The sequence below is a fragment of the Paenibacillus sp. VT-400 genome (assembly GCF_001029205.1).
Lineage (GTDB): Bacteria > Bacillota > Bacilli > Paenibacillales > Paenibacillaceae > Paenibacillus > Paenibacillus amylolyticus.
This window is the reverse complement of the sequence record NZ_LELF01000047.1, coordinates 562,757-586,480: the sequence shown is the minus strand read 5'-3', so window position 1 is coordinate 586,480 and position 23,724 is coordinate 562,757. Positions and strand designations below refer to the sequence as shown.

The 23,724-nt window shown below is 48.0% G+C and carries 20 protein-coding genes; 17 read left to right on the top strand and 3 right to left on the bottom strand.

The annotated features are described in order from the left end of the window. The first annotated feature begins 149 nt into the window (after positions 1–149). From greA to rlmN, 3 genes are all read left to right on the top strand, one after another. Positions 150–626 carry a transcription elongation factor GreA gene (greA, locus tag EL84_RS04970; protein ID WP_047840913.1) on the top strand — a complete coding sequence of 159 codons (477 nt, stop codon included), beginning with the start codon at positions 150–152 and terminating at the stop codon, positions 624–626. A 283-nt stretch (positions 627–909) separates the two neighbouring features. Further along, positions 910–2,265: a sodium-dependent transporter gene (locus tag EL84_RS04965; RefSeq protein ID WP_047840912.1), complete on the top strand. Its 1,356-nt coding sequence runs from the start codon at positions 910–912 to the stop codon at positions 2,263–2,265. A gap of 179 nt (positions 2,266–2,444) precedes the next feature. Continuing rightward, positions 2,445–3,539 (top strand): 23S rRNA (adenine(2503)-C(2))-methyltransferase RlmN, encoded by a 1,095-nt coding sequence (gene rlmN / locus EL84_RS04960; protein ID WP_047840911.1) that lies wholly within the window; start codon positions 2,445–2,447, stop codon positions 3,537–3,539. A 163-nt stretch (positions 3,540–3,702) separates the two neighbouring features. On the opposite strand, the gene EL84_RS04955 is transcribed toward rlmN, so the two are convergent. Further along, positions 3,703–4,143 carry a GNAT family N-acetyltransferase gene (locus tag EL84_RS04955; protein WP_047840910.1) on the bottom strand — a complete coding sequence of 147 codons (441 nt, stop codon included), beginning with the start codon at positions 4,141–4,143 and terminating at the stop codon, positions 3,703–3,705. A 185-nt stretch (positions 4,144–4,328) separates the two neighbouring features. Between EL84_RS04955 and EL84_RS04950 the strand changes: the two genes are divergently transcribed. The 5 genes from EL84_RS04950 (at position 4,329) to EL84_RS04930 (ending at position 9,317) form a co-directional block, all read left to right on the top strand. Further along, positions 4,329–4,769 (top strand): MarR family winged helix-turn-helix transcriptional regulator, encoded by a 441-nt coding sequence (locus EL84_RS04950; protein WP_235431492.1) that lies wholly within the window; start codon positions 4,329–4,331, stop codon positions 4,767–4,769. 101 nt (positions 4,770–4,870) lie between these two features. Beyond that, the gene (locus tag EL84_RS04945) at positions 4,871–5,980 is read left to right on the top strand and encodes a glycosyl hydrolase family 8 (protein ID WP_047840909.1); all 1,110 of its coding nucleotides are present in this window, start codon (positions 4,871–4,873) and stop codon (positions 5,978–5,980) included. Between the two features lie 128 nt (positions 5,981–6,108). Then, positions 6,109–6,984, top strand: coding sequence for a diguanylate cyclase domain-containing protein (locus EL84_RS04940; RefSeq protein WP_047840908.1), 876 nt, complete (start codon positions 6,109–6,111; stop codon positions 6,982–6,984). Between the two features lie 155 nt (positions 6,985–7,139). Beyond that, complete coding sequence (locus tag EL84_RS04935; protein ID WP_047840907.1) at positions 7,140–8,435, top strand: glycosyltransferase family 2 protein; 1,296 nt, start codon at positions 7,140–7,142, stop codon at positions 8,433–8,435. Between the two features lie 153 nt (positions 8,436–8,588). Then, positions 8,589–9,317, top strand: coding sequence for a class I SAM-dependent DNA methyltransferase (locus tag EL84_RS04930; protein WP_047840906.1), 729 nt, complete (start codon positions 8,589–8,591; stop codon positions 9,315–9,317). Positions 9,318–9,516: 199 nt separating this feature from the next. Here the strand turns inward: EL84_RS04930 and EL84_RS04925 are convergent, their stop codons facing one another. Then, positions 9,517–10,299, bottom strand: a complete 783-nt coding sequence (locus tag EL84_RS04925; protein ID WP_047840905.1) for an ABC transporter ATP-binding protein — start codon at positions 10,297–10,299, stop codon at positions 9,517–9,519. Positions 10,300–10,377: 78 nt separating this feature from the next. Continuing rightward, the gene (locus EL84_RS04920; protein WP_047840904.1) at positions 10,378–11,601 is read right to left on the bottom strand and encodes an MFS transporter; all 1,224 of its coding nucleotides are present in this window, start codon (positions 11,599–11,601) and stop codon (positions 10,378–10,380) included. A gap of 114 nt (positions 11,602–11,715) precedes the next feature. Here EL84_RS04920 and EL84_RS04915 point away from each other — a divergent pair, with 114 nt between their 5' ends. The 9 genes from EL84_RS04915 to EL84_RS04875 all read left to right on the top strand — a co-directional run bounded on the left by EL84_RS04915 (position 11,716) and on the right by EL84_RS04875 (position 23,690). Next, complete coding sequence (locus EL84_RS04915; RefSeq protein WP_053061386.1) at positions 11,716–12,522, top strand: AraC family transcriptional regulator; 807 nt, start codon at positions 11,716–11,718, stop codon at positions 12,520–12,522. Positions 12,523–12,891: 369 nt separating this feature from the next. Next, positions 12,892–13,797: an ABC transporter permease gene (locus EL84_RS04910; protein WP_047841090.1), complete on the top strand. Its 906-nt coding sequence runs from the start codon at positions 12,892–12,894 to the stop codon at positions 13,795–13,797. A 29-nt stretch (positions 13,798–13,826) separates the two neighbouring features. Further along, positions 13,827–14,708 carry a carbohydrate ABC transporter permease gene (locus EL84_RS04905; RefSeq protein WP_036612222.1) on the top strand — a complete coding sequence of 294 codons (882 nt, stop codon included), beginning with the start codon at positions 13,827–13,829 and terminating at the stop codon, positions 14,706–14,708. A 68-nt stretch (positions 14,709–14,776) separates the two neighbouring features. Then, positions 14,777–16,372: an extracellular solute-binding protein gene (locus EL84_RS04900; RefSeq protein ID WP_036612220.1), complete on the top strand. Its 1,596-nt coding sequence runs from the start codon at positions 14,777–14,779 to the stop codon at positions 16,370–16,372. A 40-nt stretch (positions 16,373–16,412) separates the two neighbouring features. Next, positions 16,413–17,381 carry a LacI family DNA-binding transcriptional regulator gene (locus EL84_RS04895; protein WP_047841089.1) on the top strand — a complete coding sequence of 323 codons (969 nt, stop codon included), beginning with the start codon at positions 16,413–16,415 and terminating at the stop codon, positions 17,379–17,381. Between the two features lie 88 nt (positions 17,382–17,469). After that, positions 17,470–18,582, top strand: a complete 1,113-nt coding sequence (locus EL84_RS04890) for a glycoside hydrolase family 105 protein (protein ID WP_047840903.1) — start codon at positions 17,470–17,472, stop codon at positions 18,580–18,582. Continuing rightward, complete coding sequence (locus EL84_RS04885) at positions 18,579–19,643, top strand: pectinesterase family protein (protein ID WP_152682962.1); 1,065 nt, start codon at positions 18,579–18,581, stop codon at positions 19,641–19,643. The genes EL84_RS04890 and EL84_RS04885 overlap by 4 nt, the downstream gene beginning before the upstream one ends. 375 nt (positions 19,644–20,018) lie before the next feature. Further along, complete coding sequence (locus tag EL84_RS04880; protein ID WP_047840902.1) at positions 20,019–21,590, top strand: chitinase; 1,572 nt, start codon at positions 20,019–20,021, stop codon at positions 21,588–21,590. Further along, positions 21,591–23,690: a glycosyl hydrolase family 18 protein gene (locus EL84_RS04875; RefSeq protein ID WP_047840901.1), complete on the top strand. Its 2,100-nt coding sequence runs from the start codon at positions 21,591–21,593 to the stop codon at positions 23,688–23,690. Positions 23,691–23,724 lie beyond the last annotated feature (34 nt).

Sequence of the window (23,724 nt, the reverse complement as noted above, 5' to 3'; positions counted from 1 at the left end):
CTTGAAATTCATCTCAAGAGATGGACATGGTTCTGATTTCATTGGAATACAATATATGGATGAGCTATTTCTTTTTCCGGGGTATGCTAACCCTTTGGAGTGGATATAGGTTAGAATATAGATAGATAGCAGGATTAGGAGATGGAAAAATGGCTAATGATGAAGTGATTTTGACACAGGAAGGCTTGGAAAAGCTGGAGGACGAACTGAAGGATTTGAAGACGGTGAAGCGTAAGGAATTGGCAGCTCGTCTGAAACTCGCGATCAGTTACGGTGACCTGAAGGAAAATAGTGAGTATCATTCAGCCAAAGATGATCAGGCCTTTATGGAGACCCGAATTTTGATCTTGGAGAAGATGCTGACAAAAGCAAGAGTCATTTCTTCAGACAATATAGACTCCAACAAAGTGAGCATTGGATCGACGGTGTTGCTTAATGACATTGAGTTCGCCGAGAAGATTGAATATAAAGTGGTTGGCCCTGCCGAGGCCGATGTTGCGAATAATAAAATTTCGTACGAGAGCCCGCTGGGCAAAGAGATAATGGGCAAAGAAGTGGGCAGCGTCATTCATGTCAATGCTCCGATGGGCGTTATCAAGTACGAGTTACTTCAAATTAAAGTGTAATTCAAAAAGAGAGGTGCTCCGCAGTCATCCAAATGGCTGAGGGGACACCTCTTTTTGATTCTATTGGGCTTTGAACGGTTGGGAATACGGATCTGTTGAAATTTCATACGGTTGGACTAACGGACTTTATCACATACTGTGTTTAAGGAACTTATGAGATGAAGATTTCCGTGTGGTTTATATGTAAAAAAATAACATTTCGACAAATTTCGAATTTCGAATGACCTGACAAGGTGAGTAGTATATAATTACGGGAAAACTTTAAAGTGATGGAGTAGATACGATGAATTTTAGTAAGCCTAATCTAGATCAAGACAATGCTGGCAAAGGAGAACGTTTCTCCCAAGCTGGATTTATCCTGGCAGCGATTGGTAGTTCGGTTGGTCTGGGCAACATGTGGAAATTCCCGTACATTACGGGGGAGAACGGAGGGGCTGCGTTTTTCCTGCTCTTCATCGTCTGTTTGCTGCTGATTGGTCTGCCGGTGCTACTGGCGGAACTTGCGATTGGTCGCAGTGGCAGAGGTAGTGCAGCTACTGCTTTTATCAAAGCCGGTGGACATAAAGGTTGGCTCGCAGCCGGTTTACTGCAAGTACTGACACCTTTTATCATCCTTTCTTTTTATGTCATTATTGCTGGCTGGACCTTGCAATATGCAATTACGTCATTCAGTGGAACATTGTTTAACAATCCGGATTATGCGGGACAATTCAATTCCTTCATAGGCGGTTATATGCCGATTGTATGGCAACTGGTCGCGGTTCTAATTACAGGCTGGATTGTAGCCAAAGGGGTATCCAACGGAATCGAGAAATTCAACAAAGTTCTGATTCCAGCGATGTTGGTACTGCTCATTATCCTGATGATTCGTGCAGTTACATTGCCGGGTGCAGGAGCTGGGGTTTCCTTCTTCCTGAATCCGGACTTCTCGCAGCTTACAACGGAATCTGCACTGGTGGCGCTTGGACATGCCTTCTTCTCCCTGTCACTTGGGATGGGTATTCTTGTAACCTACGGTTCGTATGTCGATAAAAATCAATCGCTCGGTGCGGCAACCGTCGCCGTTGGTGCAGGTGACCTGATCTATGCATTCATTGCGGGTCTGATCATCTTCCCAACAACATTCTCGTTTGGTATTGCACCGGACCAAGGACCGTCACTGATCTTTGTGGCACTTCCGGCGGCCTTCTCGGCGATGCCACTTGGCTTCTTGTTTGGCGGACTGTTCTTCATCCTGCTGGCTATTGCGGCATTGACGTCAGCAGTATCCTTGCTGGAAGTTCCGGTGAAATATTTCATGGAACGTTTGTCCTGGAGCCGCAGTCGTGCGGTATGGGTTATCTCGCTAGCGGTCTTTATCGTGGGACTTCCTTCGGTATTGTCGCTCGGCTTGCAGCCTGAATGGACGATTGGATCGAAGAGTGTGTTCGACTGGATGGACTTTGTAGCATCCAACATCCTGCTGCCTGTCGGTGGACTGCTTGTGACGATTTTTGCCGGATACTTCTGGAAAACGGCTGCGGAAGCTTCCGGCCTGCGTTCCGGATGGTTCCGGGTGTGGCTGTTCATGCTGCGTTACGTAGCTCCGATCCTGGTTCTGCTGGTTCTATTGCATACATCCGGCATCATTCACTTCTAATGGTGAAGACCCGATAGGGTGAAATATGGTATGTTGTGCAGATTTACCATGGATAAAACCTCTTGGAAGAAATGCAAAAGCCCTTGTTTTCCCTCGTCAATTTTGGGACAATACGGAGTAGAGGTTTTTTGGGTAGGACCGATAAGCCATATGCTTTTTTGCGAAAAGAGGATTATACAATGAACAAATCATCCATATATGGATTAACATTAGAGCAATTACGTTCCTGGCTGCCGGAGCATGGGCAGAAAAAATCCCGTGCATCCCGGATCTGGGAATGGTTATATCAAGAGCGTGTTCACGATTTCCCTGCGATGACCGATGTCCGTCAGGAATGTCTGGACGTTCTCTCCGAGCATTTCACCATGAACTCGCTGAGCGAACATGTGAAGCAGGAATCGGCAGATGGTACCGTGAAGTTTCTGCTTCGGATGCAGGACGGCAACCTGATTGAGACGGTATTGATGCGGCAAAAATACGGACTTACCGTCTGTGTGACCACACAAGTGGGCTGTAATATCGGCTGTAGCTTCTGTGCGAGCGGTCTGATCAAGAAGAGCCGAGACCTGACCGCTGGAGAGATTGTGGAACAGATTATGCATGTGCAGCGACATCTGGATGCAGCGGGTCAAAACGAACGGGTAACCAACGTAGTTGTGATGGGGATTGGTGAACCATTCGACAACTTCCAGCACATGAGTGATTTCATCGAAGTCATCAAGGATCGCAAAGGACTGGCACTTGCCGCCAAACGGATAACTGTATCCACGAGCGGCCTTCCGGACAAAATCAAGGAATTTGCAGACAGCAGTCTGCAGGTTAACCTGGCGATCTCTCTGCATGCACCTAATAATGAACTACGTACACACATCATGAAGATCAACCGGGCTTTCCCGATTGAGCAATTGATGGATGCGGTGGATTATTATTTGGCTAAAACCAACAAACGCATCATGTTTGAGTACATCTTGCTACGTGATGTTAACGATCAACGTGAGCATGCCGCGGAGCTCGCTGAACTGTTGTCCAGTCGCAGAAGTATGGTCAGTGTGAATCTGATCCCATACAACCCGGTGGATGAGCACAGTCAGTATCAACGGAGTACAGAAGAGTCGATTCTGGGCTTCTATGATACACTCAAAAAGAACAACATCAACTCCACTGTACGTATGGAACATGGTACGGATATCGATGCTGCCTGCGGACAGTTGCGTAGTAAACAAATGAAGAACAACGCTGCCGAATCCGAGCCAGGTCGTCTGGTACTGGGATAAAACACAATGCGGAGCTGGCAAGTAAAGTTAGCATACTTGTTTGCTCTAATGGGTGCCTCTACGTGCCATTTATCGTTGTTGGATTCGCAAATGCGTTGTCTGAATGCAAAACGCCTCTGTATATCACTGAGAAGTGATAACGGAGGCGTTTTTTGGAATGTCATTATTTCAGTTTTTTGGTCATCAGCAGATGGGGGATGCCGTCTTCCATAAATACTTCCGACGCGGGTGCGTATCCGAGACGTTCGTAGAACCCGGAAGCTTGTACCTGTGCGTGCAGCTTGGCTTTCTCAAGACCATCAGCAATAGCCATCTGCTCAAGCTTATCGATCAGCACACGGCCCAGGCCGTGTTTGCGGTAATCAAGTATGACACAAATCCGTTCCAATTTGGCGACCTGTTCCACAATGCGCAGTCTGGAGGAAGCAGCAGGCACACCGTCTACGTAGAGCAGAATGTGGCGTGCGTCCGCGTCTAATGTATCATAAGCATCGAATTCATCCGCTGCGGATACGCCTTGTTCTTCGACGAAAATAGCAGTACGAATGGCGAAGCAGGCATCGAGCAATTCCTGATTAGTAACTTCAACAATCGTTGTATTCATGAATGTTTCTCCTTTGGGTGATCGTAATGTTATCCTGACGTGATAAACTGGTACATAACAGGAATGTGGAACGAATCTCGTTCTTTTCAACAGTAGTTATACCATCAATTATGTTGCGAATGCAACAATTTTATAGGGGCGTGAGTGTGTTGACTGAGAAAAAAGAAGTGCTGCGTGAAATTGGTATGATTGCCCGCTGTCTGGATTCAATCAGTAATGTCGAGTTTCAGCATCTGAACCTGTCCCGTGGACAATATCTATATCTGTATCGAATCTGTGAGAATCCGGGCATTATTCCGAATCAGCTTGCTGAACTGATCAAAGTGGATCGCACGACGGCGGCCAGAGCTATTAGCAAACTCGAATCCGATGGATTCATTATTAAACAGCCAGCAATGGGTAATAAGAAGAATAAGGTGTTGTATCCCACCGAAGCTGGGCTTGAAGCATGGGAATTTATTCGTAAAGAAGGCGTGCATTCGGATCAGGTGACTATGGATGGTCTGACGGAGGAAGAGATTGAGACCGCGGTCATGCTTCTCCGCCGAATGCGACATAATATCGAGGTGGACTGGAAATTTGTCAAAAAGGGTGGACGGCGACCCTACATGGATATTTCGGAATGAACAGAGGAACGATTCTTGACCCCTGCATCCCAGACTCTAGCCGAACTTATCCAAAGGAGAAGAATCATTATGCCAGGGAAGCATCAGTACAGGAGGGAGTCATGAAACGGGTAAACCGAAAAAGGCTAACGTGGTGGATCATATTGGCAGTCAGTATCACGGCAGCGTTAATTATTTTGGTGAAGGAGCGGTTCGTGATGAATGAATCATCCCCTACGGTATCCTTTGTTCAAGATCATATGACTAATCCCAATGGTACAATTGCGACCTATTTGCAAGATGCTACCTCAGAGAGAGCGGACATCGTTGCAGGCAGAGAGGCTTTATCTGAATCACTTGGTCTTTGGATGCAATATGCTGTAGCCAAGAATGATCAGGCGTTATTCGAGGAAAGCTATGAACTGCTGACCACCTATTTCCTCATGCCACAAAAATATATTGCCTGGAAGCTGGATGCCAAAGGTGAATCTCTAGTGACAACCAACGCGCTTGGCGATGATTTTCGAATTGTTGGTGCTTTATTAAAGGCAGCAGATCAGTGGAAACAAGGAAGAGAAGCCAAACTGGAAACAGCTTCGGAAATATCCCGTACACTTTCGCAATCGGTTCAGAATAAAGGATATTATGTTGATTTTCACGATTTTTCGAGTGGTCACTCCACAGATACGTTAAGTCTGGTCTATGTTGATCTCCCGTCTCTTCAATTGATGGAAAAACATCAGATGGTGGAACCGGGAACTTATGCCAAGTACGAAGCTTTGCTGAAGAAGATGCCTGACGATGGATTGTTCTATCCGAAGACCTTCGATGTAGTCCGTAAAAAATATACGTATGATGATACGGTGAATCTGATTGACCAGTTGATCGTGGCGAATCATCTAACGGTGACCAACCGCAAACCGGACAAGCTCATTTCTTTTTTGAGAAAAGAGTTCAACACCCGGCATCAGCTGCCCGGACAGTATAAGCGAGAATCACGCACACCTGCGGTATCTTATGAATCTTCCTCGGTATATGGCCTCGCCATTTTACTCGCTGTTCGTTCAGGTGATCCAAAATGGGCCAAACAGTTGTATAACCATATGACTACGTTGCGTGGTCAGGACTCTCGTTATCCAGGTGGATATGTATTTGACGGTAACACACATCTGTTTGATAATCTTTTTCCTTTGTTGGGAGAAGTTAATTTACAGATAAATATTAAAAAGTAAGTATTTTGTCATTTAATGAATTCTGCAATGTGTTAGCATAGTTTTGTCTAAACATGTCATAAATTGTTGCGATATAAAAGAAGTGAGGTTGAACAAGCGTTCTAAAAATTCAACGGAGAGAAGGAACTATGAGGAATAAAGCACCTACCCGCCGTATTGCGTGGGGATATGCCCTTTTAATTGGACTAGCCCTCATGCAGCAACTGATGATTTATCTTAAAGTGTACATGGATCAGAGCTACACTACAGGGGATTTGATTTTTAGTATCGTGTCGCTGGGTGCCTTGGTTTTTGGTCTTTTTCTGCCTGTTGGTGTATCCGTCGTGACGGGGTTTGTATATCTGGTTTCTTATTTTGTGTGGCTTGTTACTTACGCTGATGCAAATGTGCTTGTGTTCTCCTGGTGGTTGCTCATCCCTGCCAACGTGGCCGTGGCTGCGTTCATCAAGGCAAGTCTGCTGCGCAGTGCGCGTGTAGTGGAACGTCTCCAGGATATGCAGGATCGTAACCCGGAAATCGATCTGGATACCACGCTTGGTAATAAGGGAGCTCTGGCAGATACGTTAATCAAACATAGTAACCTTGCGCGTCGATACTCCGAAAAGTATGGATTCAGCATTGCCATGTTCAAGATTGAATTTTTGCCACTGGTGATGGAATCTCTCGGTTCTGTCCGGTATGCACAATTCCTGCTTGAAATCTCGGGTACGATCCAGAAGCAGATTCGATATGAGGATTATAAATTTTTCGTGGATCGTGGGCGATTTGTCATCATATGTCCAATGGTGAATGTGGAATACCTTCCACTTCTTACACAGCGGATCAAAAAAGCCATCATGGATCTTCATATTATCGATAAAAAGGGAAATGAGCTGCAAACGGTGATACGCTCTGGTGCTCTGGTATTCCAAAAGGAGCAATTCAGCAAGTACGAGGACATTGACGCGGTTATTGCTGCCCTTGAACGAAACACAGAGACCGATCTCATCGGTGAGTATATATAACGGGAAGGAGAGAGGCGCTGTGGACTATATGTCCTGGTTTATCCCGATTTGTATCGCCGTCAGTTCTTTATTTGCGGTATTCACGATTTGGTTAACAATTGCAACCCTTCGCTTTCGGTCGAAAGTTATTCGCAAGTATGATCGGAGGAAAGTAAGTGGCTGATTTTATATTAATATTATCCATATTTAGTATCTGGATTGCCGTATTCGAGTCGATTGTTATTATGGCAGGTGCGATTCGTTTTATTAATAAACAGGACAAAAAAGGGATTCAGATCCCTGAAGATATGGATCATTATCCAACAGTCACGGTCATGGTACCTGCGCATAACGAGGGTCTGGTCATTGTTGCGACGGTAGAGCATATCCTGCGTTTGAATTATCCGGAGGATAAAGTTCAGGTTATCGTGATCGCGGATAACTGTACAGATGATACCGCAGAGAAGCTGAGATCGTTCCTCAGTCAGACCAGTTATATGCATCGCAATGTGACTGTTATGGAGCGAAAAGGAACAGGTGGCAAGTCCGGGGCATTAAATGACGGACTGGAAATTGCCACGGGCGACTGGATCTGTATTTTCGATGCAGATGCCGCACCTGAACGGAATTCATTAATGTTTTTGACCCAACAATCGCTTGAGAACCCTGAACAATATGGCGTGGTTTTTGGCAGAAACAAAGCACGCAACAGAGGACAGAATTTCCTCTCCAAATGCATCAACCTGGAGATTATCACTTCGCAACGTGTGTATCACACGGGTCTGTGGGAATTGTTCCAGCTGGGTTCCATCCCGGGCACGAATTACATTATCAAAACCGACTTGATCCGGGAGATTGGTGGCTGGGATGTGACAGCCATTACAGAAGATACGGCGCTATCATTCGAGATTTTGAATCGCGGACAGTTTGTGGCGCTTGCACCGCAAGCGGAAGCTTATCAGCAAGAGCCGGAACAGCTGAGTGTATACATGAAGCAGCGCGAACGCTGGGCCAAGGGGAACTACCAGGTGGTACTGGATAATATCCATAACCTGTTTAACCGTTCCAGTTGGCGTAATAAGTTGCTGGTCATCTATTATGCCGTCAGTTATTTCTGGTTCATGCTTGCAATCATTGTGTCGGACATTATATTTCTTGTGAATCTGGTCTACAGGGTCATTGCCATATTTAAACCAGAGGTAAGTTCACCGTTCCAGTTTGCCGGCGATGCATATGTGTTTCTGGTCATTGGTTGGGCGCTTATGTACTTTATTTACGTGTTACAGATCAATCTGGCACTTGCCGCAGATATTGGACAGAGCAATACTCGTAATTTCATCTATGCCTGCATATCCTATTTCACGTATGCACAGCTGTTCATCCTGATCTCGATCAAGGCTTTCTACTCCTTGATCATGGACAAGATTCGGAAACGCGAGAGCAAATGGTACAAAACAGAACGTTTTGGCTAAGCGACGAAATTGTAGAAGTGCAAGGCAGAAAGGCTGTTTGCTGGATAACTCCAGACAACAGCCTTTTTTTGTTATAGCCAGGCACATCCATATTCTGTATACTCTTACAGGCTGTAAATAGGATCATGCTTATCCGAAATGGAGGGTCACGGAATGAAGGACAGAGGATCGGATTTTTACGATGATGAGGCGAACTTTGAGAAGTACATGGAACGTCGCAAGTGGCAGGAGAACGCCAATGATACATTGGAGAAGCCGGTGATGCTGGAGTTGATTGGTGATGTTGCCGGCAAGAACATACTGGACCTTGGTTGTGGAGATGCAAGGTTCGCCGTAGAATTGCTGAGTGGGGAGCGCGAAGGTGCAACGTATACGGGGATTGAGGGTTCGGTGAATATGATTCAGGCAGCTAACGAATCAGTAAAAGGAATGAATGCCCGGATTGAGCAAGCATTCATGGAAGACTGGACCTATCCGGCAGGTACATACGATCTGGTTATATCCCGACTGGCTGTTCACTACATCGAGGATGTGGAGAGCCTATTCCACAAGATATACAACACGTTAAATGAAAATGGCACATTCATATTTTCGGTAGAACATCCTGTGATCACGTCCACACTGCAACCTTCCGGGACGCGAACGGATTGGGTGGTTGATCAGTATTTTGTAGAAGGATATCGTGAGCAGCAGTGGCTGGGCGGTTCTGTGAAAAAGATGCATCGTTCCATTGAATCGTACTTTATGGCATTGCAGCGGGCAGGGTTCCATGTAGAACATTTACGTGAGTCAGCACCACAACGTGCTTATTTTGTAAACGAGGAAACCTATCTGCGCAGGCAACGTATTCCATTGTTTCTGTTTTTAAGTGCCCGGAAGTAGATAGTGATAAAGAGTATAGATAAATAGAAGGACATAACTAAGTTATACTCATAAATTAGAAAGTTCTACACAGAAAACGGTGGATAACACTAGATATAGCAGTGAAAAGCCCGAAATCTATCCACATGTGGATAAGATATTGGGCTTTTACTGTTATGTTTCTGCACCTATGCTGCGTTTGCTGTGTATAACCACGTGATTATGAATCCGCCGCAGCTCTGACATAGACACGTTCTCCATGTCGATCAACTTCCACAGGTGCCTCGAAGAAGTCGCTAAGCACTTCTGTGTTCATCAGCTCGCCAGTTAATCCGCTATGGACTATTTCACCTCGGCGAAGCAGGAGGCTGTGACTAAAGACAGGCAATATTTCTTCGGTATGATGGGTGACATAGACGAGTGAAGGGGTATCTGGACGCTGTGATAATTCACGGATGCTATCCAGCAATCGCTCTCTTGAGAACAGATCCAGTCCATTGCAAGGCTCGTCCAGAATGAGTACACGTGGATTGGCCATCAGTGCTCGGGCAATGAGAAGTTTCTGTTTCTCGCCTTGAGAGCAGGTACGATATTCGCGATCCCACAGGTGCTGACAGCCCAGCGTTTGCATCAATTCCTGTGCCTGATCCAGATCATCATCTGACAACTTGTCATACAGGCCAATGGTGGCGTGTTTGCCGCTGATCACAACATACTGTGTGCGGTCTGTGCCATGCAATTTCTCTTGCAGAGATGAACTGACCCAGCCAATGGATTTGCGAAGCTGTCTCAGATCCACATCCCCATATTCATGGCCTAACACGGATATCTTGCCTTCGGTCGGCCAGAGATATCCGGTGATCATGTTCAGAAGTGTTGTTTTGCCGGAGCCATTCAGGCCGAGCAACGCCCAGTGTTCACCGTCATTAACTTGCCAGCTTACATCGTTCAGCAGGGTAAGGGGTCCCCTTTTCCAAGTGACATGCTGTACATCAATAATCATGCGTTATTCCTTCCTTCTGATATCCTCGAGTGTCTTAGGTGTATTGTAGTCACAAAATCAGTGAGGTTTCAACGGTTATCATGCTGTTCTTGGTTGGTCCTTGCGCAGAAATACAGCACACACACCAAGCAGTGGCAAAAACGAACATAACTTGATAACAAACGAAATGCTAGTCACGTCAATTAAGGAACCTAACACAACCGAGCCAAGTCCAGCCATTCCGAACGACAGGCCAAAAAACAATCCGGATACCGTTCCAATATGACGAGGAAGCAATTCCTGTGCATAAACAATGATGACGCTGAAGCCGGACATCAGGATGAGTCCAATCATTCCGCATAATACCATGGACAAGACGGGTCCTGCATAAGGTAGCAACAGGGAAAACGGTGCAGTGCCTGCAATGGAGAACCAGATCATCGGTTTGCGTCCGTAGCGGTCAGCGAGTGGGCCGCCGAGCAAGGTTCCGATCATACCTGCAAATTGCAAAATAAACAGACAGATCTGTGCCTGGGAGAGCGGCAAGTCATATGCATCGGCGTAATAGAAGGCGTAGTACCCGGTCATGCCTGCAATATATACGAATTTGGAGAACAGCAGCAGGATGAGAATTCCCATTGTAAAAGCGATGAATCCCCTGCTCACAGGCCGAGCTGCTGGCTCTGAGCCGCTTGATTTTAGAGGGCGTTGCTGAGGAATGCGAGTCTCGGCAAGCTTGTCTCTGTACCAACGACTGACCAAAGACTGAATGAAGATGCCGATCAGGGCAAAGCCCATCAGCCATAGAAAACTACGCTGCCCATGTGGCAGCAGGATGAAGGCGACCAGTAATGGAGCAATAGCCTGTCCTGTGTTGCCTCCCACCTGGAAGATTGACTGCGCCATTCCTCGTCCACGGCCGGCTGCCATATGAGCCACGCGTGAGGATTCGGGGTGCAGGATGGATGAGCCTATGCCAATCAATGCTGCCGAAACAAGCAGCATCCATAACTCGGAAGACAAGGCTAAACCGAGAACACCGATCAGGGAGAATAACATACCTCCGGGAAGCAGGATCGGCATGGGCTTGCGATCCGACATATAACCGACCAGTGGCTGAAGGACGGATGCGGTAATATTCAGGGTGAAGGCAATCCAGCCCATCTGGGCGAAACTGAGCTGCATGGTCTGCTGGAATAGCGGGAATGCAGACGGAACCACTGTCTGCATCGCATCATTCAGCAGATGGGCGAAGCTGACTCCGGCGAGTGCCCAATTGGCGGAGGAGTTGATTTGCATTTTGCTTAAAGTGGCCTGAGCCATGGGAGATCACCTCGAATTATTTTTTTCTATGATAAAAGATGGGAGCAGATCATGTCTTTGTGAAAAGTGCTTGGAAAGTGAGCACGATTTGCTATAATGTCAGCAGGTGAGCAAATGATGGAATTAAACATGACGCTAAATGGGTTGGAATTATGGAAAGCTACCGGAGGGTTTGCGAATGAGCCGCATGTACATAACGACTGGTATCAGCTAACGTTGCCGGTCAGAGGCCAATGTCATCTGGTACAGGAACGGCATGCATACCCGCTAAAAGCAGGGATAGGGATTATTGCTCATCCCCAGACTGAGCATTATTTTGAGATAGGGTCGGATTCGGCTGTCATTGTGATCAAGTTCCGTAAACCGCCATTAGGCAGTTTCGAAGGTGCGGAGTTAAGTAGGGGGCGAGCTGAGTTTCGACCTACCCAGACATTTGATCCTGCTGAGATCAGCAGTCTGTTTCGAGGCTGGAATTCCATTTTGTTAGATGATGTGCCCGAAATGCTGCAAGTGCAGGAAACAGAAATGGCGGTTGAGATGTATCTAAGACGTATGTTGACGGGGCGGGAAAATGGAAAAAGAACTGTAAATCCCGGTACATTCATTGACCCTCATCTCCAACGAGTGCTGGATTACATTCACAGTGCCTATACAGGCCCAATGGATATTGATTCGATGGCGATGGTCGCACATCAGAGCCGGTATCATTTTATGCGTTCTTTCAAGGCTCTTACGGGAACAACACCGTATCAATATCTGCTGAATTTGCGCGTAGAAGAAGCGTCCAAGAGGCTCCGCCATACAACGGATTCAGTAACCACAATCAGTTATGAACTGGGATTTTCCAGCGTCAGTCAGTTTTACAGAGCCTTTCAGAGAGTGTATGTGATGACACCGATGGAATATCGGAATCATGTGTAGATTTTAACGGGCAGTCTCGCATATGCGAGACTGTATTTTAGTACGTTACAGCATGCCACTCATTTTTGTTGTTGCCAAACATTGAAGAGTTTGCTAAGATGGGAAAAAAGTTTATGTAAGCGTATACATTTAGATTAAAATTACAACGTTGTAATTATGGTTATGGCAAGTATTGAAAAGACGGAAATACGGTGTAAGGAGGACTATTCCAAGCAAATATCTCGTTTTTATGCAGATTAGTATAGGTTATTACAAAATGTGAATGAGATAAATAACAAATACGTCAGTGAAATGACGGTTCCTTTTTATTCAAAAATTCAAACGTTGTAATTATGTAGCGAAGGGGAGTGTTTCACGTTGAAAAAACGCATGTCCACGCTGTTCAGCCTGATCAGACGGGATAAGTATTTGCTACTGATGTTTTCGCCTATCTTTCTGTATTACCTCATCTTCATGTACCTTCCGATGCCTGGCGTGCTGTTGGCATTTCGTAATTTTTTGCCGGGGCAGGGCATGCTCAGCGGGGAGTGGGTGGGACTGCGCTGGTTCGAACAGTTTGTGAATTCCATTTACTTCTGGCGACTGCTGCGTAACACATTTCTGCTCGCCTTCCTGCCACTCCTGTTTGGCTTCTCCATTCCGATTTTATTCGCTGTCTGTATCGTGGAGATCAAGAACCGGACATTCAAGCGATTTGCCCAGACGGTTACGTACCTTCCTCACTTCATCTCCACTGTTGTTGTAGCCGGTATGATTATTAACTTCCTGTCACCAACAGACGGTATCGTGAACACCCTCATTGCGAGTCTTGGCATGGAAAAAGTGAACTTCATGATGGATGCGAGCTGGTTCCGTACCATCTTCACAAGTTCCGACATCTGGCAAAGTTTTGGCTTCAGCTCCATCATCTACATTGCAGCCATTATGGGGATCGACCCAGAGATGTATGATTCCGGCAAAATTGACGGCGTCAACAAATTCCAGGAGTTATGGCACCTGACCCTTCCCAGTATCAAACCAACCATTGTCATTCTTTTGCTCCTGTCGCTTGGGGGCATTATGAGTGTAGGTTTCGAGAAAGTATATCTGCTCTACAACGGAGCCACCTACGAAACGGCAGATGTCCTGTCCACCTATGTATACCGGATGGGGATTGAGGGCCAGAATTACGGCTTCGCCACAGCGGTCGGCCTGTTCAACTCCATCATCACCTTTATCCTTGTTTTTGCTGCCAATTCCATGACCCGCCGCCTGACCAAGATGTCACTCTGGTAAGACTATACCCCGGACCAAAGGAGACCTGTATGCAAAAATCGAGAAGTGACCGTTTGTTCTACGGATGTGTCTACCTGCTGACCATACTGGCGGTTGTTGTCACGTTGTATCCCTTTCTGTACGTCATTAGTATTTCATTCAGCTCGGTGGATGCCATCGACAAACAAAAAGTTGTATTGTGGCCCGTTGGATTTACCCTGTCAGGTTACCAAATGGTACTGCAATACAAGGAGTTATGGGTTTCGTTCTACAACACCCTCTGGTACACCGTGGTAGGCACACTGCTGAACATCGTGGCAACATGTCTTGCGGCGTTTCCATTGTCCAGACAGCAGTTTTTCTTACGTCGCAAGCTGAATTTCTTCATCGCCTTCACCATGTATTTCTCGGGTGGACTCATTCCGGTCTACATGCTGATTACCTCGCTTGGGCTGTACAACACCCGCTGGGTTATGGTGCTGCCTGTGCTGGTGATTACGTTTAACGTCATGATCTGCCGCTCAGCTTTCGAAGGCATTCCGAATGAAATTTTCGAAAGTGCCAGTATAGACGGGGCTAACGAGATGACGATGCTGTATCGTCTGGCGGTTCCGATCATCAAGCCAACACTGGCTGTGCTCACGCTGTACTACGCGGTATTCCACTGGAACAACTTTTTCACGGCCCTATTATATCTGGGCAAACAGGATATGCAGCCCTTACAGATGTTCCTGCGAAGAGTGCTGATCATGGCTTCGCCGGAAGTGATGCAGAAGATGGGCGGTACGATGACATCCGGTGCGCTGGCGGTCTCCTCCCTTCAGGTTCGTTATGTATCCATTGTGGTCAGCATTCTGCCTATTGTTACGATCTACCCGTTTATCCAACGGTACTTCGTTAAGGGGATCACCCTCGGAGCCGTGAAAGGATAGCTTTACTTACTTAAGTGTCATGTCATTCAAAGGAGTTCAAAATGGTTCATACCAAGGAGGAATGATGGATGAGATTTAAAGGGGCAGGAAGAAAAAGTGTAATCGCAGCGATACTGGCAATCAGCCTGGCGGGATGTAGCGGCGGAACAGGGGCGGGAACCGATGCGGGGAGCACCCCGTCCAGTTCGGAGCCAGCCTTCAATTATACCGGAGCAGGGCCGGTGACGGATCAACCGGATGCCAAACTGTCTATTCTCGGCACCAACGCTTGGACGACCAATGTGGACTTGTCCACCGCAGCCATCGTGAAGAAAATTGAGAGCAACGCTGGTGTGACGGTGGATTGGGATCTGATTCCGCCGCAGAACTATGCGGATGCCGTCAATCCGAGGCTGGCTGCTGGTACCGGCTTGCCCGATATCGTGTACCTGCCGGATCAGGATCAGCTGATGAAGTACATTAACAGCGGTCTATTCATTCCGATTAATGAACTGGTAGAGAAATACGGCGTGAATCTCAAAAAAATATATGAAAAGTCACCTTCGGTTAAAGCCAGTTTAACAACGCCAGATGGTAAAATGTATTATATCCCACAGCAGACGTTAACCCGCAACTACATGCCGGTATTTATGGTCAATGTGCGCTGGCTTGATAAACTGGGATTAAGCGAGCCGACCACGCTGGATGAATTCACGGCGATGCTGCGCAAATTCAAGACAGATGACCCGAACGGCAACGGAAAAGCCGATGAGATTCCGCTGTCCATGGAAGCAAAATTTGTGTCAATGGCCTTTGGCCCGGCATTTGGACTTGATCTGTCCAACCAGTTCTATGCAGACGATCAGGGCAAAGTACATTTCAGCTATTATGAGCCTGCCTACAAGGAGTACTTGACCTATCTGAACGGACTGTACAAGGAAGGTCTGCTTGGGGTGGATTATGCGAGTACTACGAGTGATCAGGTCACGTCGCGCATCTCTCAGGATGTGACGGGAGCAACGTTTAATTTTAGCTGGTATATGTCGATGGTCTACAGTCCGTTATTCAAGGATTACAATCCGGAAGAGCCGATCATCAAAGGCATTTTACCACTGAAAGGACCGCATGGGGATCAGTTCTATGTAGGACGTACACCAGTGAGTGGCATCTTTGGCATTACACGTGATAGTAAAAATCCGGAACTTGCTTTCCGTTTCCTGGACTATGCCGTAAGTGAGGAAGCACAGACGTATTATACGTGGGGCATCAAGGATGACACGTATACGGAAGAGAATGGCGTGAAGACATTTACGGACAAAGGCAAGGACAATGAATACATCCAGAAGCTTGGCATTGGTCCGGTGAATCTGCCGAACATCCAATCCACCGATTCTGCTGATTCCGTCGTAGCCCCTTGGCATGCGAAGATGGATAAGGAACTGGAGCCGTATGTGCGCGAACCGTTCCCGTTTGTCTATGCCCTGCCGGATGAAGCGAGTGTGGAAAGCATGGCGATGCCTGACATCACCACATATGTGGAAGAGATGAACTTTAAGTTTATTAGCGGGGACGCCAGTCTGGACCAGTTTGACAGTTATATTGAGACGTTGAAGAAGATGAATATAGAGCAGGTTATTGCGGGCAGACAGGCACAATATGATCGTTATAAATCTGCACAGAAATAGGAAATTAGGGTTTTAGGCGTATGAGAGGTGTTGATTGATTTTGATAACCATTAAAGACATTGCCAAATTGGCGGGGGTGAGTTATAGCACGGTATCAAAGGCGCTGAATGATGATCCCCGAATCAAACCGGCAACAAAGCAGAAGGTGCTTGCGGTCGCGGAGAAACATCAATATCGGAAAAACATGCTGGCTCGGCAGCTCTCGACCGGCAGGAGCAACATCATCGGTTTTGTGTTGGATGAGCTGAGCAATCCGTTATTCTCGAACATCTCCGGCCGTCTGCACACCGAGCTGAAGAAGCGGGGATATCAGATGATCCTGGTTGTGGCGGATGATGGCGTGGATGTCTTCAGCCAGCTGCGCGTGGACGGATGTATTCTGTGGGACTATGCACTGGACAATCGGGAGATGTTCTGGAAAAAGTTTGCAACACTCAACATGCCATGTTTTGTGCTGGGTACAGATGAAGCGCCGAACTCTCCTTACATCAAGATTGATCGCAAAGAAGGGCTGTTCAAAGCAGTGGAGCATCTGAAATCGCTGGGCCACAGCCGAATCGGATTCATCGGCAACTCCCAGCACGTCAAGCTGGAGGGATACCGGGAAGCGTTACAGCGTACGGGTCTGGATTTTAACGAAGACCATGTGCTGCCAGCGTATTCCTCCTGGGAAGACGGGTATTTTGCCATACGTAATCATGCGTTTGGGGCGGATTCGCCGACAGCATTTATTGGACTGAACAACTTGGTCACCCGAGGGGCACTCCGGGCTTTACTTGAGGCAGGTTACAGTGTTCCACGCGATATCTCGTTAATCGGGTATGATGATCTGCCGGATATGCAATATGCGGAAGTGGCCTTGACGACAATTGGCCCGCCTCTGGATGAACTGGCCGTGCAGGCAGCAGAGCTGATTGTATCGTTAATCCGTGATGAACAGGTCGATGTTCCGGTAGTCATTCAGCCTAAGCTGAACCTTCGCAATTCAACGGCAATGTGCCGGCAATAAGGACAGCAACCTTTGAAGAGTGAAGCGGTTATCCGTTAGTCATACATGTATGTATTAGGTGAGTACAACATTCAAGGAGGAATTGCTTATGCAGGTACAGACACAGTTATCCTGGTCTGAGCGAATTGCAGCAACGATCATCCAGCAATGTGACGGGGACGGTTATCATGCGTTCCCTTCGGGACGATGGGCATACGTGGAAGGCATGACCTTGATGGCGATGGCACGAACCGGGCAGTATTATGGCAAACAAGAGTATGTTGATTTTATGAAAAAACATATGGACCTGTATATCCAGCCGGATGGCTCTATTGGCACCTATACTTTGGAAGAATATAATCTGGATCAGATTAATCAGGGGAAAAACCTGTTTGCATTACTGGATGGTGCTGAAGATCAGCGTTACGCAGAAGCGGCGCATCTCCTGGCAGCACAGCTCGCAGGGCAACCCCGCACGTCGGAGGGCGGTTTCTGGCACAAAAAAATCTATCCATTCCAGATGTGGCTGGATGGATTGTATATGTCGTCGCCTTTCCTTGCAGAGTATGCCAAGACGTTTGATCGACCTGAGCTGTGGGACGAAGTGGCACATCAGATTCTGCTGATCGAACGCCAGACCCGTGATCCGCGGACCGGGCTGCTCTATCATGGCTGGGATGAATCGAAGGAGCAGGTCTGGGCAGATTCATCGACAGGGTGCTCGCCACACTTCTGGAGCCGGGCGATGGGCTGGTATGCCATGGCGATTGTAGACAGCGTGGAGCATTTCCCCGTGAATCATCCAAAGCGCGGAACCATCATCGGCATCTTCGAACGGATGTGTCATGCTCTGGTACGCGTACAGGAGCAGGAGAGCGGGTTATGGTTCCAGGTGCTGGATCAGGGCTTCCGCAAAGGCAACTATCTGGAAGCATCCGGATCAAGCATGTTTGTATATGCACTTGCGAAGGGTGTGCGCTTAAGGTATCTGGAGCCACATTTCAGAGCTGCGGCGGAGAAGGGATGGCAAGGACTGTCCTCCAGATTGGTGGAGGAGACGGCTGACGGCGTTCGGTTAAACGGGATCTGTCATGGCGCAGGACTAAGCCTGGATCGGGATGGCTCGTACAACTACTATGTAACCGAAGCGGTTGTAAGCGATTCCTTTATGGGTGTGGCTCCGCTTCTGCTGGCAGCACTGGAAATGGAGCGACTGCCATGACGCAGCAGAGATTGCCAAATACAGCATTGGAATCATCAGCTCCCTGTCTGACTGTTGCTTCAGATGGGACAGGGGATTATGTGACGATTCAGGCCGCAGTTGATGCGCTGCCGGAGAATGGCATCGGAATCGTTCCAATTCGAGTGAAGGCTGGTGTCTATCATGAGAAGCTGCATATGGAGAAGCCGGGCATCCACCTGATTGGTGAGGGGGCGGAGCAGACGATCATTACGTATGATGATCATGCACTCAAGAAGTTCCCGGATGGTTCGCCATATCATACGTTTCATTCCTATACGGCTTTCATTGGTGCCGATGATTTCACGGCAGAGGGGATTTCCTTCGTAAATGCTGCCGGGCCGGGCAAGCAGGTTGGTCAGGCCCTGGCCGTTTATGTGGATGGAGACCGGGCGGTCTTTCGCCGCTGTCGTTTGATCGGTCACCAGGATACGATCTTCACCGGCCCGCTGCCTGAGCAGCCCATGGATCGCAGTTATTTTGGTGGGCCACGCGACGGTGCCGAGCGGCGCAAACTGCGGCAGTATTTCGAGGACTGTTACATCGAAGGTGATATCGATTTTATTTTTGGTTCGGCTACGGTGGTGTTTAAGGGCTGCGAGATCTTTACGAAGAATCGCCTGACTGAAGCGGAGGCTGCGGATGGACAAGTGAACGGTTGGATTACCGCAGCCTCTACGCCGGAGGATGTGCGTTACGGCTATGTGTTTCTGGACTGTGATCTGACCAGCAATGCTCCGCCGCAGTCGGTGTATCTGGGCAGACCGTGGCGTCATCATGCCAAAGTCTGTTTTCTGAACTGCTGGATCGGCGCTCATGTGAAGCGGGAGGGATGGCACAACTGGAACAAGACAGATGCAGAGCAGACCGTTCAGTATGCGGAATATAACAGCGCCGGGCCTGGTGCCGGATGTGCTGCTGATCGTGTGCCTTGGGCCAAAATACTGACCGAACAGGAAGCGGCCGAGTACACTGTACCTCTGATTCTGTCCGGCGTGGATGGATGGCAGCCTTTGGAAGTGAGAGGGGAGCAGCGGCAGTAAGATATGCCCTCTTCTCTGCGCAATATCTAACATAGGTTTTCGTTCAAGTCTCCTAAGGACTTGAACGAAAACCTTTTTTGTGCGCTATATTACATTTTTCGCCCCCAATAGAACTATTTTATCCCTTATCTCTTTTGCAGTTTACTGATTAAATACAGGGTGAGGATCTGTAAATTCCCTGTAAAATTTGGATGGTGTCTGCAAAAAAAGAACACGAGAGGGAAGGTCCACTTTGGTAAGGGAAGGGAGTGAAGTGACACGCAACATCAGATGGCTGAATGAGGTTGGCTCTAATCGATCACAGATCAGATGCAGGTGGACAATTGAAGTTTTGTTTGCAAGGTGAACGTATCCTTAGTACAGGAGGGATTTTGCTTGAATCAAGCTGTTCGATTCCGCCCGGTCATTACATTTGCTTTGACATTTCTTCTACTTATTTCGTGGTTTGCACCGAGAGCCGATGCCGCCGCCCAGTGGCAGGCAGGCACCGCATACAAGAAAGGAGACCTCGTAACATATCAAAATAAAGATTATGAGTGTATTCAGGCCCACACGGCGTTGACCGGATGGGAGCCCTCTGTTGTGCCCGCGTTGTGGAAATACGTCGGGGAAGGTTCGGGAGGGGAAACGCCAACGCCAGATACGGCACCACCTTCTGTTCCTGCGGGTCTGACTTCATCCTCCATCACGAACACCTCCGTGAGTCTTTCCTGGAATGCATCCACGGATAATGTGGGCGTGGCGGGGTATGAGGTGTACCGGAACGGCGTTCTTGTGACAAGTACTTCAACTACAACAGCTGTAGTCACTGGACTGACAGCTAGCACGACTTATGCTTTTACGGTAAAAGCCAAAGATGCCGCAGGCAATATATCCGCTGCGAGCACCTCCCTCAGTGTGACAACTTCCAATGGATCTTCCAATCCTGGGCCAACCGGCGGCAAATGGCTGATCGGCTACTGGCATAACTTCGACAATGGTTCAACCAATATCAGACTTCGTAACGTATCAACAGCCTATGACGTCATTAATGTCTCCTTTGCCGAACCGATTTCACATGGCAGCGGAACGCTTGCTTTTACTCCATACAATGCAACGGTAGCCGAATTCAAATCCGATATTGCCTACCTTCAAAGCCAAGGGAAAAAAGTACTGCTTTCCATGGGTGGAGCCAACGGTACCATTGAGCTCACCGATGCGACCAAGAGACAGCAGTTCGAAGATTCGTTAAAATCAATCATTTCCACGTATGGTTTCAATGGTCTAGATATCGATCTGGAAGGAAGCTCCCTGTCTCTGAATGCAGGGGATACCGATTTCCGTAGTCCAACTACACCGAAAATTGTTAACCTCATCCAAGGCGTGAAAGCGGTTAAGTCACACTTCGGCGCCAATTTCATCCTGACGGCTGCGCCGGAGACGGCCTATGTACAGGGTGGATATCTGAGCTACGGCGGTCCTTGGGGAGCATACTTGCCAGTCATCCATGCCTTGCGTAATGACCTGACCCTGCTTCATGTGCAGCACTATAACACGGGCTCCATGGTGGGGCTGGATGGGCGCTCTTACGCCCAAGGAACAGCTGATTTCCATGTGGCCATGGCGGAGATGTTGCTTCAAGGCTTTCATGTAGGCGGCAGCACAGGCCCATTCTTTAGTCCCTTACGACCGGATCAGATTGCCATCGGTGTACCGGCTTCCCAGCAGGCTGCTGGAGGTGGTTATACAACGCCAGCCGAGCTGCAAAAGGCACTGAATTACCTAATCAAAGGTGTGTCATACGGCGGTTCCTATACCTTGCTCCAGCCTGCGGGCTATGCGGGGATAAAAGGGATTATGACCTGGTCAATCAACTGGGATGCATATACGAATAACCAGTTTTCGAGCGCACATCGTTCATTCCTGAATGGTTTTAGCACGCAAACGACAAAGGAGGTTGTGTATTAGATGATACATTTAAATAAACACACTGCTTTCAAGAAAACCGCAAAGTTTCTCCTGGGTCTATCCCTGCTCTTATCCGTCATTATTCCTTCCTTTGTGCTCCAACCCGCTACGGCAGCAGCTGCAGATTCTTATAAAATTGTTGGTTACTACCCGTCCTGGGCTGCGTATGGGAGAAACTATAATGTAACGGACATCGACCCAACCAAAGTCACGCATATCAACTATGCGTTTGCCGATATTTGCTGGAATGGTGTTCATGGAAATCCGGACCCTTCGGGCCCTAACCCGGTGACCTGGACGTGTCAGAATGAGAAGAGCCAGACAATCAATGTACCGAATGGAACGATTGTGCTTGGCGATCCATGGATCGATACCGGAAAGACATTTGCAGGGGATACGTGGGATCAGCCCATTGCAGGCAATATCAATCAGCTTAACAAGCTGAAACAGATCAATCCTAATCTGAAGACAATCATCTCCGTGGGAGGATGGACATGGTCCAACCGCTTCTCTGATGTAGCTGCGACTGCTGCAACGCGAGAGGTATTTGCAAACTCTGCCGTCGACTTCCTGCGGAAATACAATTTTGACGGAGTAGATCTGGACTGGGAGTATCCGGTATCAGGCGGACTTGATGGTAATAGCAAACGTCCTGAGGATAAGCAAAATTACACACTGCTTCTGAGCAAAATCCGTGAGAAGCTGGATGCTGCCGGAGCTGTGGACGGCAAGAAGTATCTGCTTACGATTGCAAGCGGTGCATCGACGACCTATGCTGCGAATACTGAGCTTGCCAATATAGCTGCCATCGTCGACTGGATTAATATTATGACATACGATTTTAACGGGGCCTGGCAAAAAGTCAGCGCGCATAACGCGCCGTTGAACTATGACCCTGCGGCTTCGGCTGCTGGGGTGCCAGATGCCAATACATTTAATGTGGCTACCGGAGCACAAGGACATTTGAATGCAGGCGTACCAGCCGCTAAACTTGTGCTTGGTGTTCCGTTCTATGGACGTGGCTGGGATGGATGCGCACAGGCGAGTAATGGCCAGTATCAGACCTGCGCGGGAGGTTCTTCCGTTGGAACATGGGAAGCAGGCTCCTTTGATTTTTATGATCTGGAGACTAACTACATTAACAAAAACGGGTACACGCGTTACTGGAATGACATTGCCAAGGTGCCATATCTCTATAATGCGACCAACAAGCGATTTATTAGCTATGACGATGCGGAGTCTATTGGATATAAAACCGCTTATATCAAAAGCAAAGGACTCGGCGGAGCGATGTTCTGGGAGCTTAGCGGTGACCGGAACAAAACACTCCAAAATAAACTGAAAGCCGATCTGCCTACTGGAGGTACAGTGCCTCCAGCAGATACGACGGCGCCAAGTGTACCCGGTAATGCCCGCTCGACAGGTGTGACGGCCAATTCGGTGACGCTGGCCTGGAATGCTTCAACGGATAATGTGGGGGTTACTGGGTATAACGTCTACAATGGTGCCAATCTTGCTGCCTCCGTCAACGGAACGACCGCAACAATCAGCGGCCTGTCCGCGGGTACTTCCTATACTTTCACGATCAAAGCAAAAGATGCGGCAGGCAATCTGTCTGCAGCCAGTAATGTTGTAAACGTGAGCACTACGACTCAACCGGGAGGTGATACGCAAGCACCAACTGCACCGACGAATCTGGCATCAACCGCGCAAACAATATCCAGCATAACGCTGAGCTGGGCGGCATCTACGGATAACGTGGGTGTAACGAGTTATGATGTGTACAACGGAGCGGCTCTGGCGACATCCGTGACGGGAACAACAGCAACGATCAGTGGGCTTGCAGCGGATACCTCGTATACATTTACGGTAAAAGCAAAGGATGCGGCGGGGAATGGTTCTGCTGCGAGCAATGCGGTGACCGTGAAAACAACAGCAGGAACGACAAATCCGGGCGTTTCCGCCTGGCAGGCGAATACAGCCTATACTGTAGGACAGCTGGTCACCTATAGCGGTAAGACGTATAAATGTTTGCAGTCCCACACATCCTTGTCTGGGTGGGAACCATCCAATGTCCCTGCATTGTGGCAGGTTCAATAGTTAAAAAATGGGTTACAACATTTTGAATTGAAAC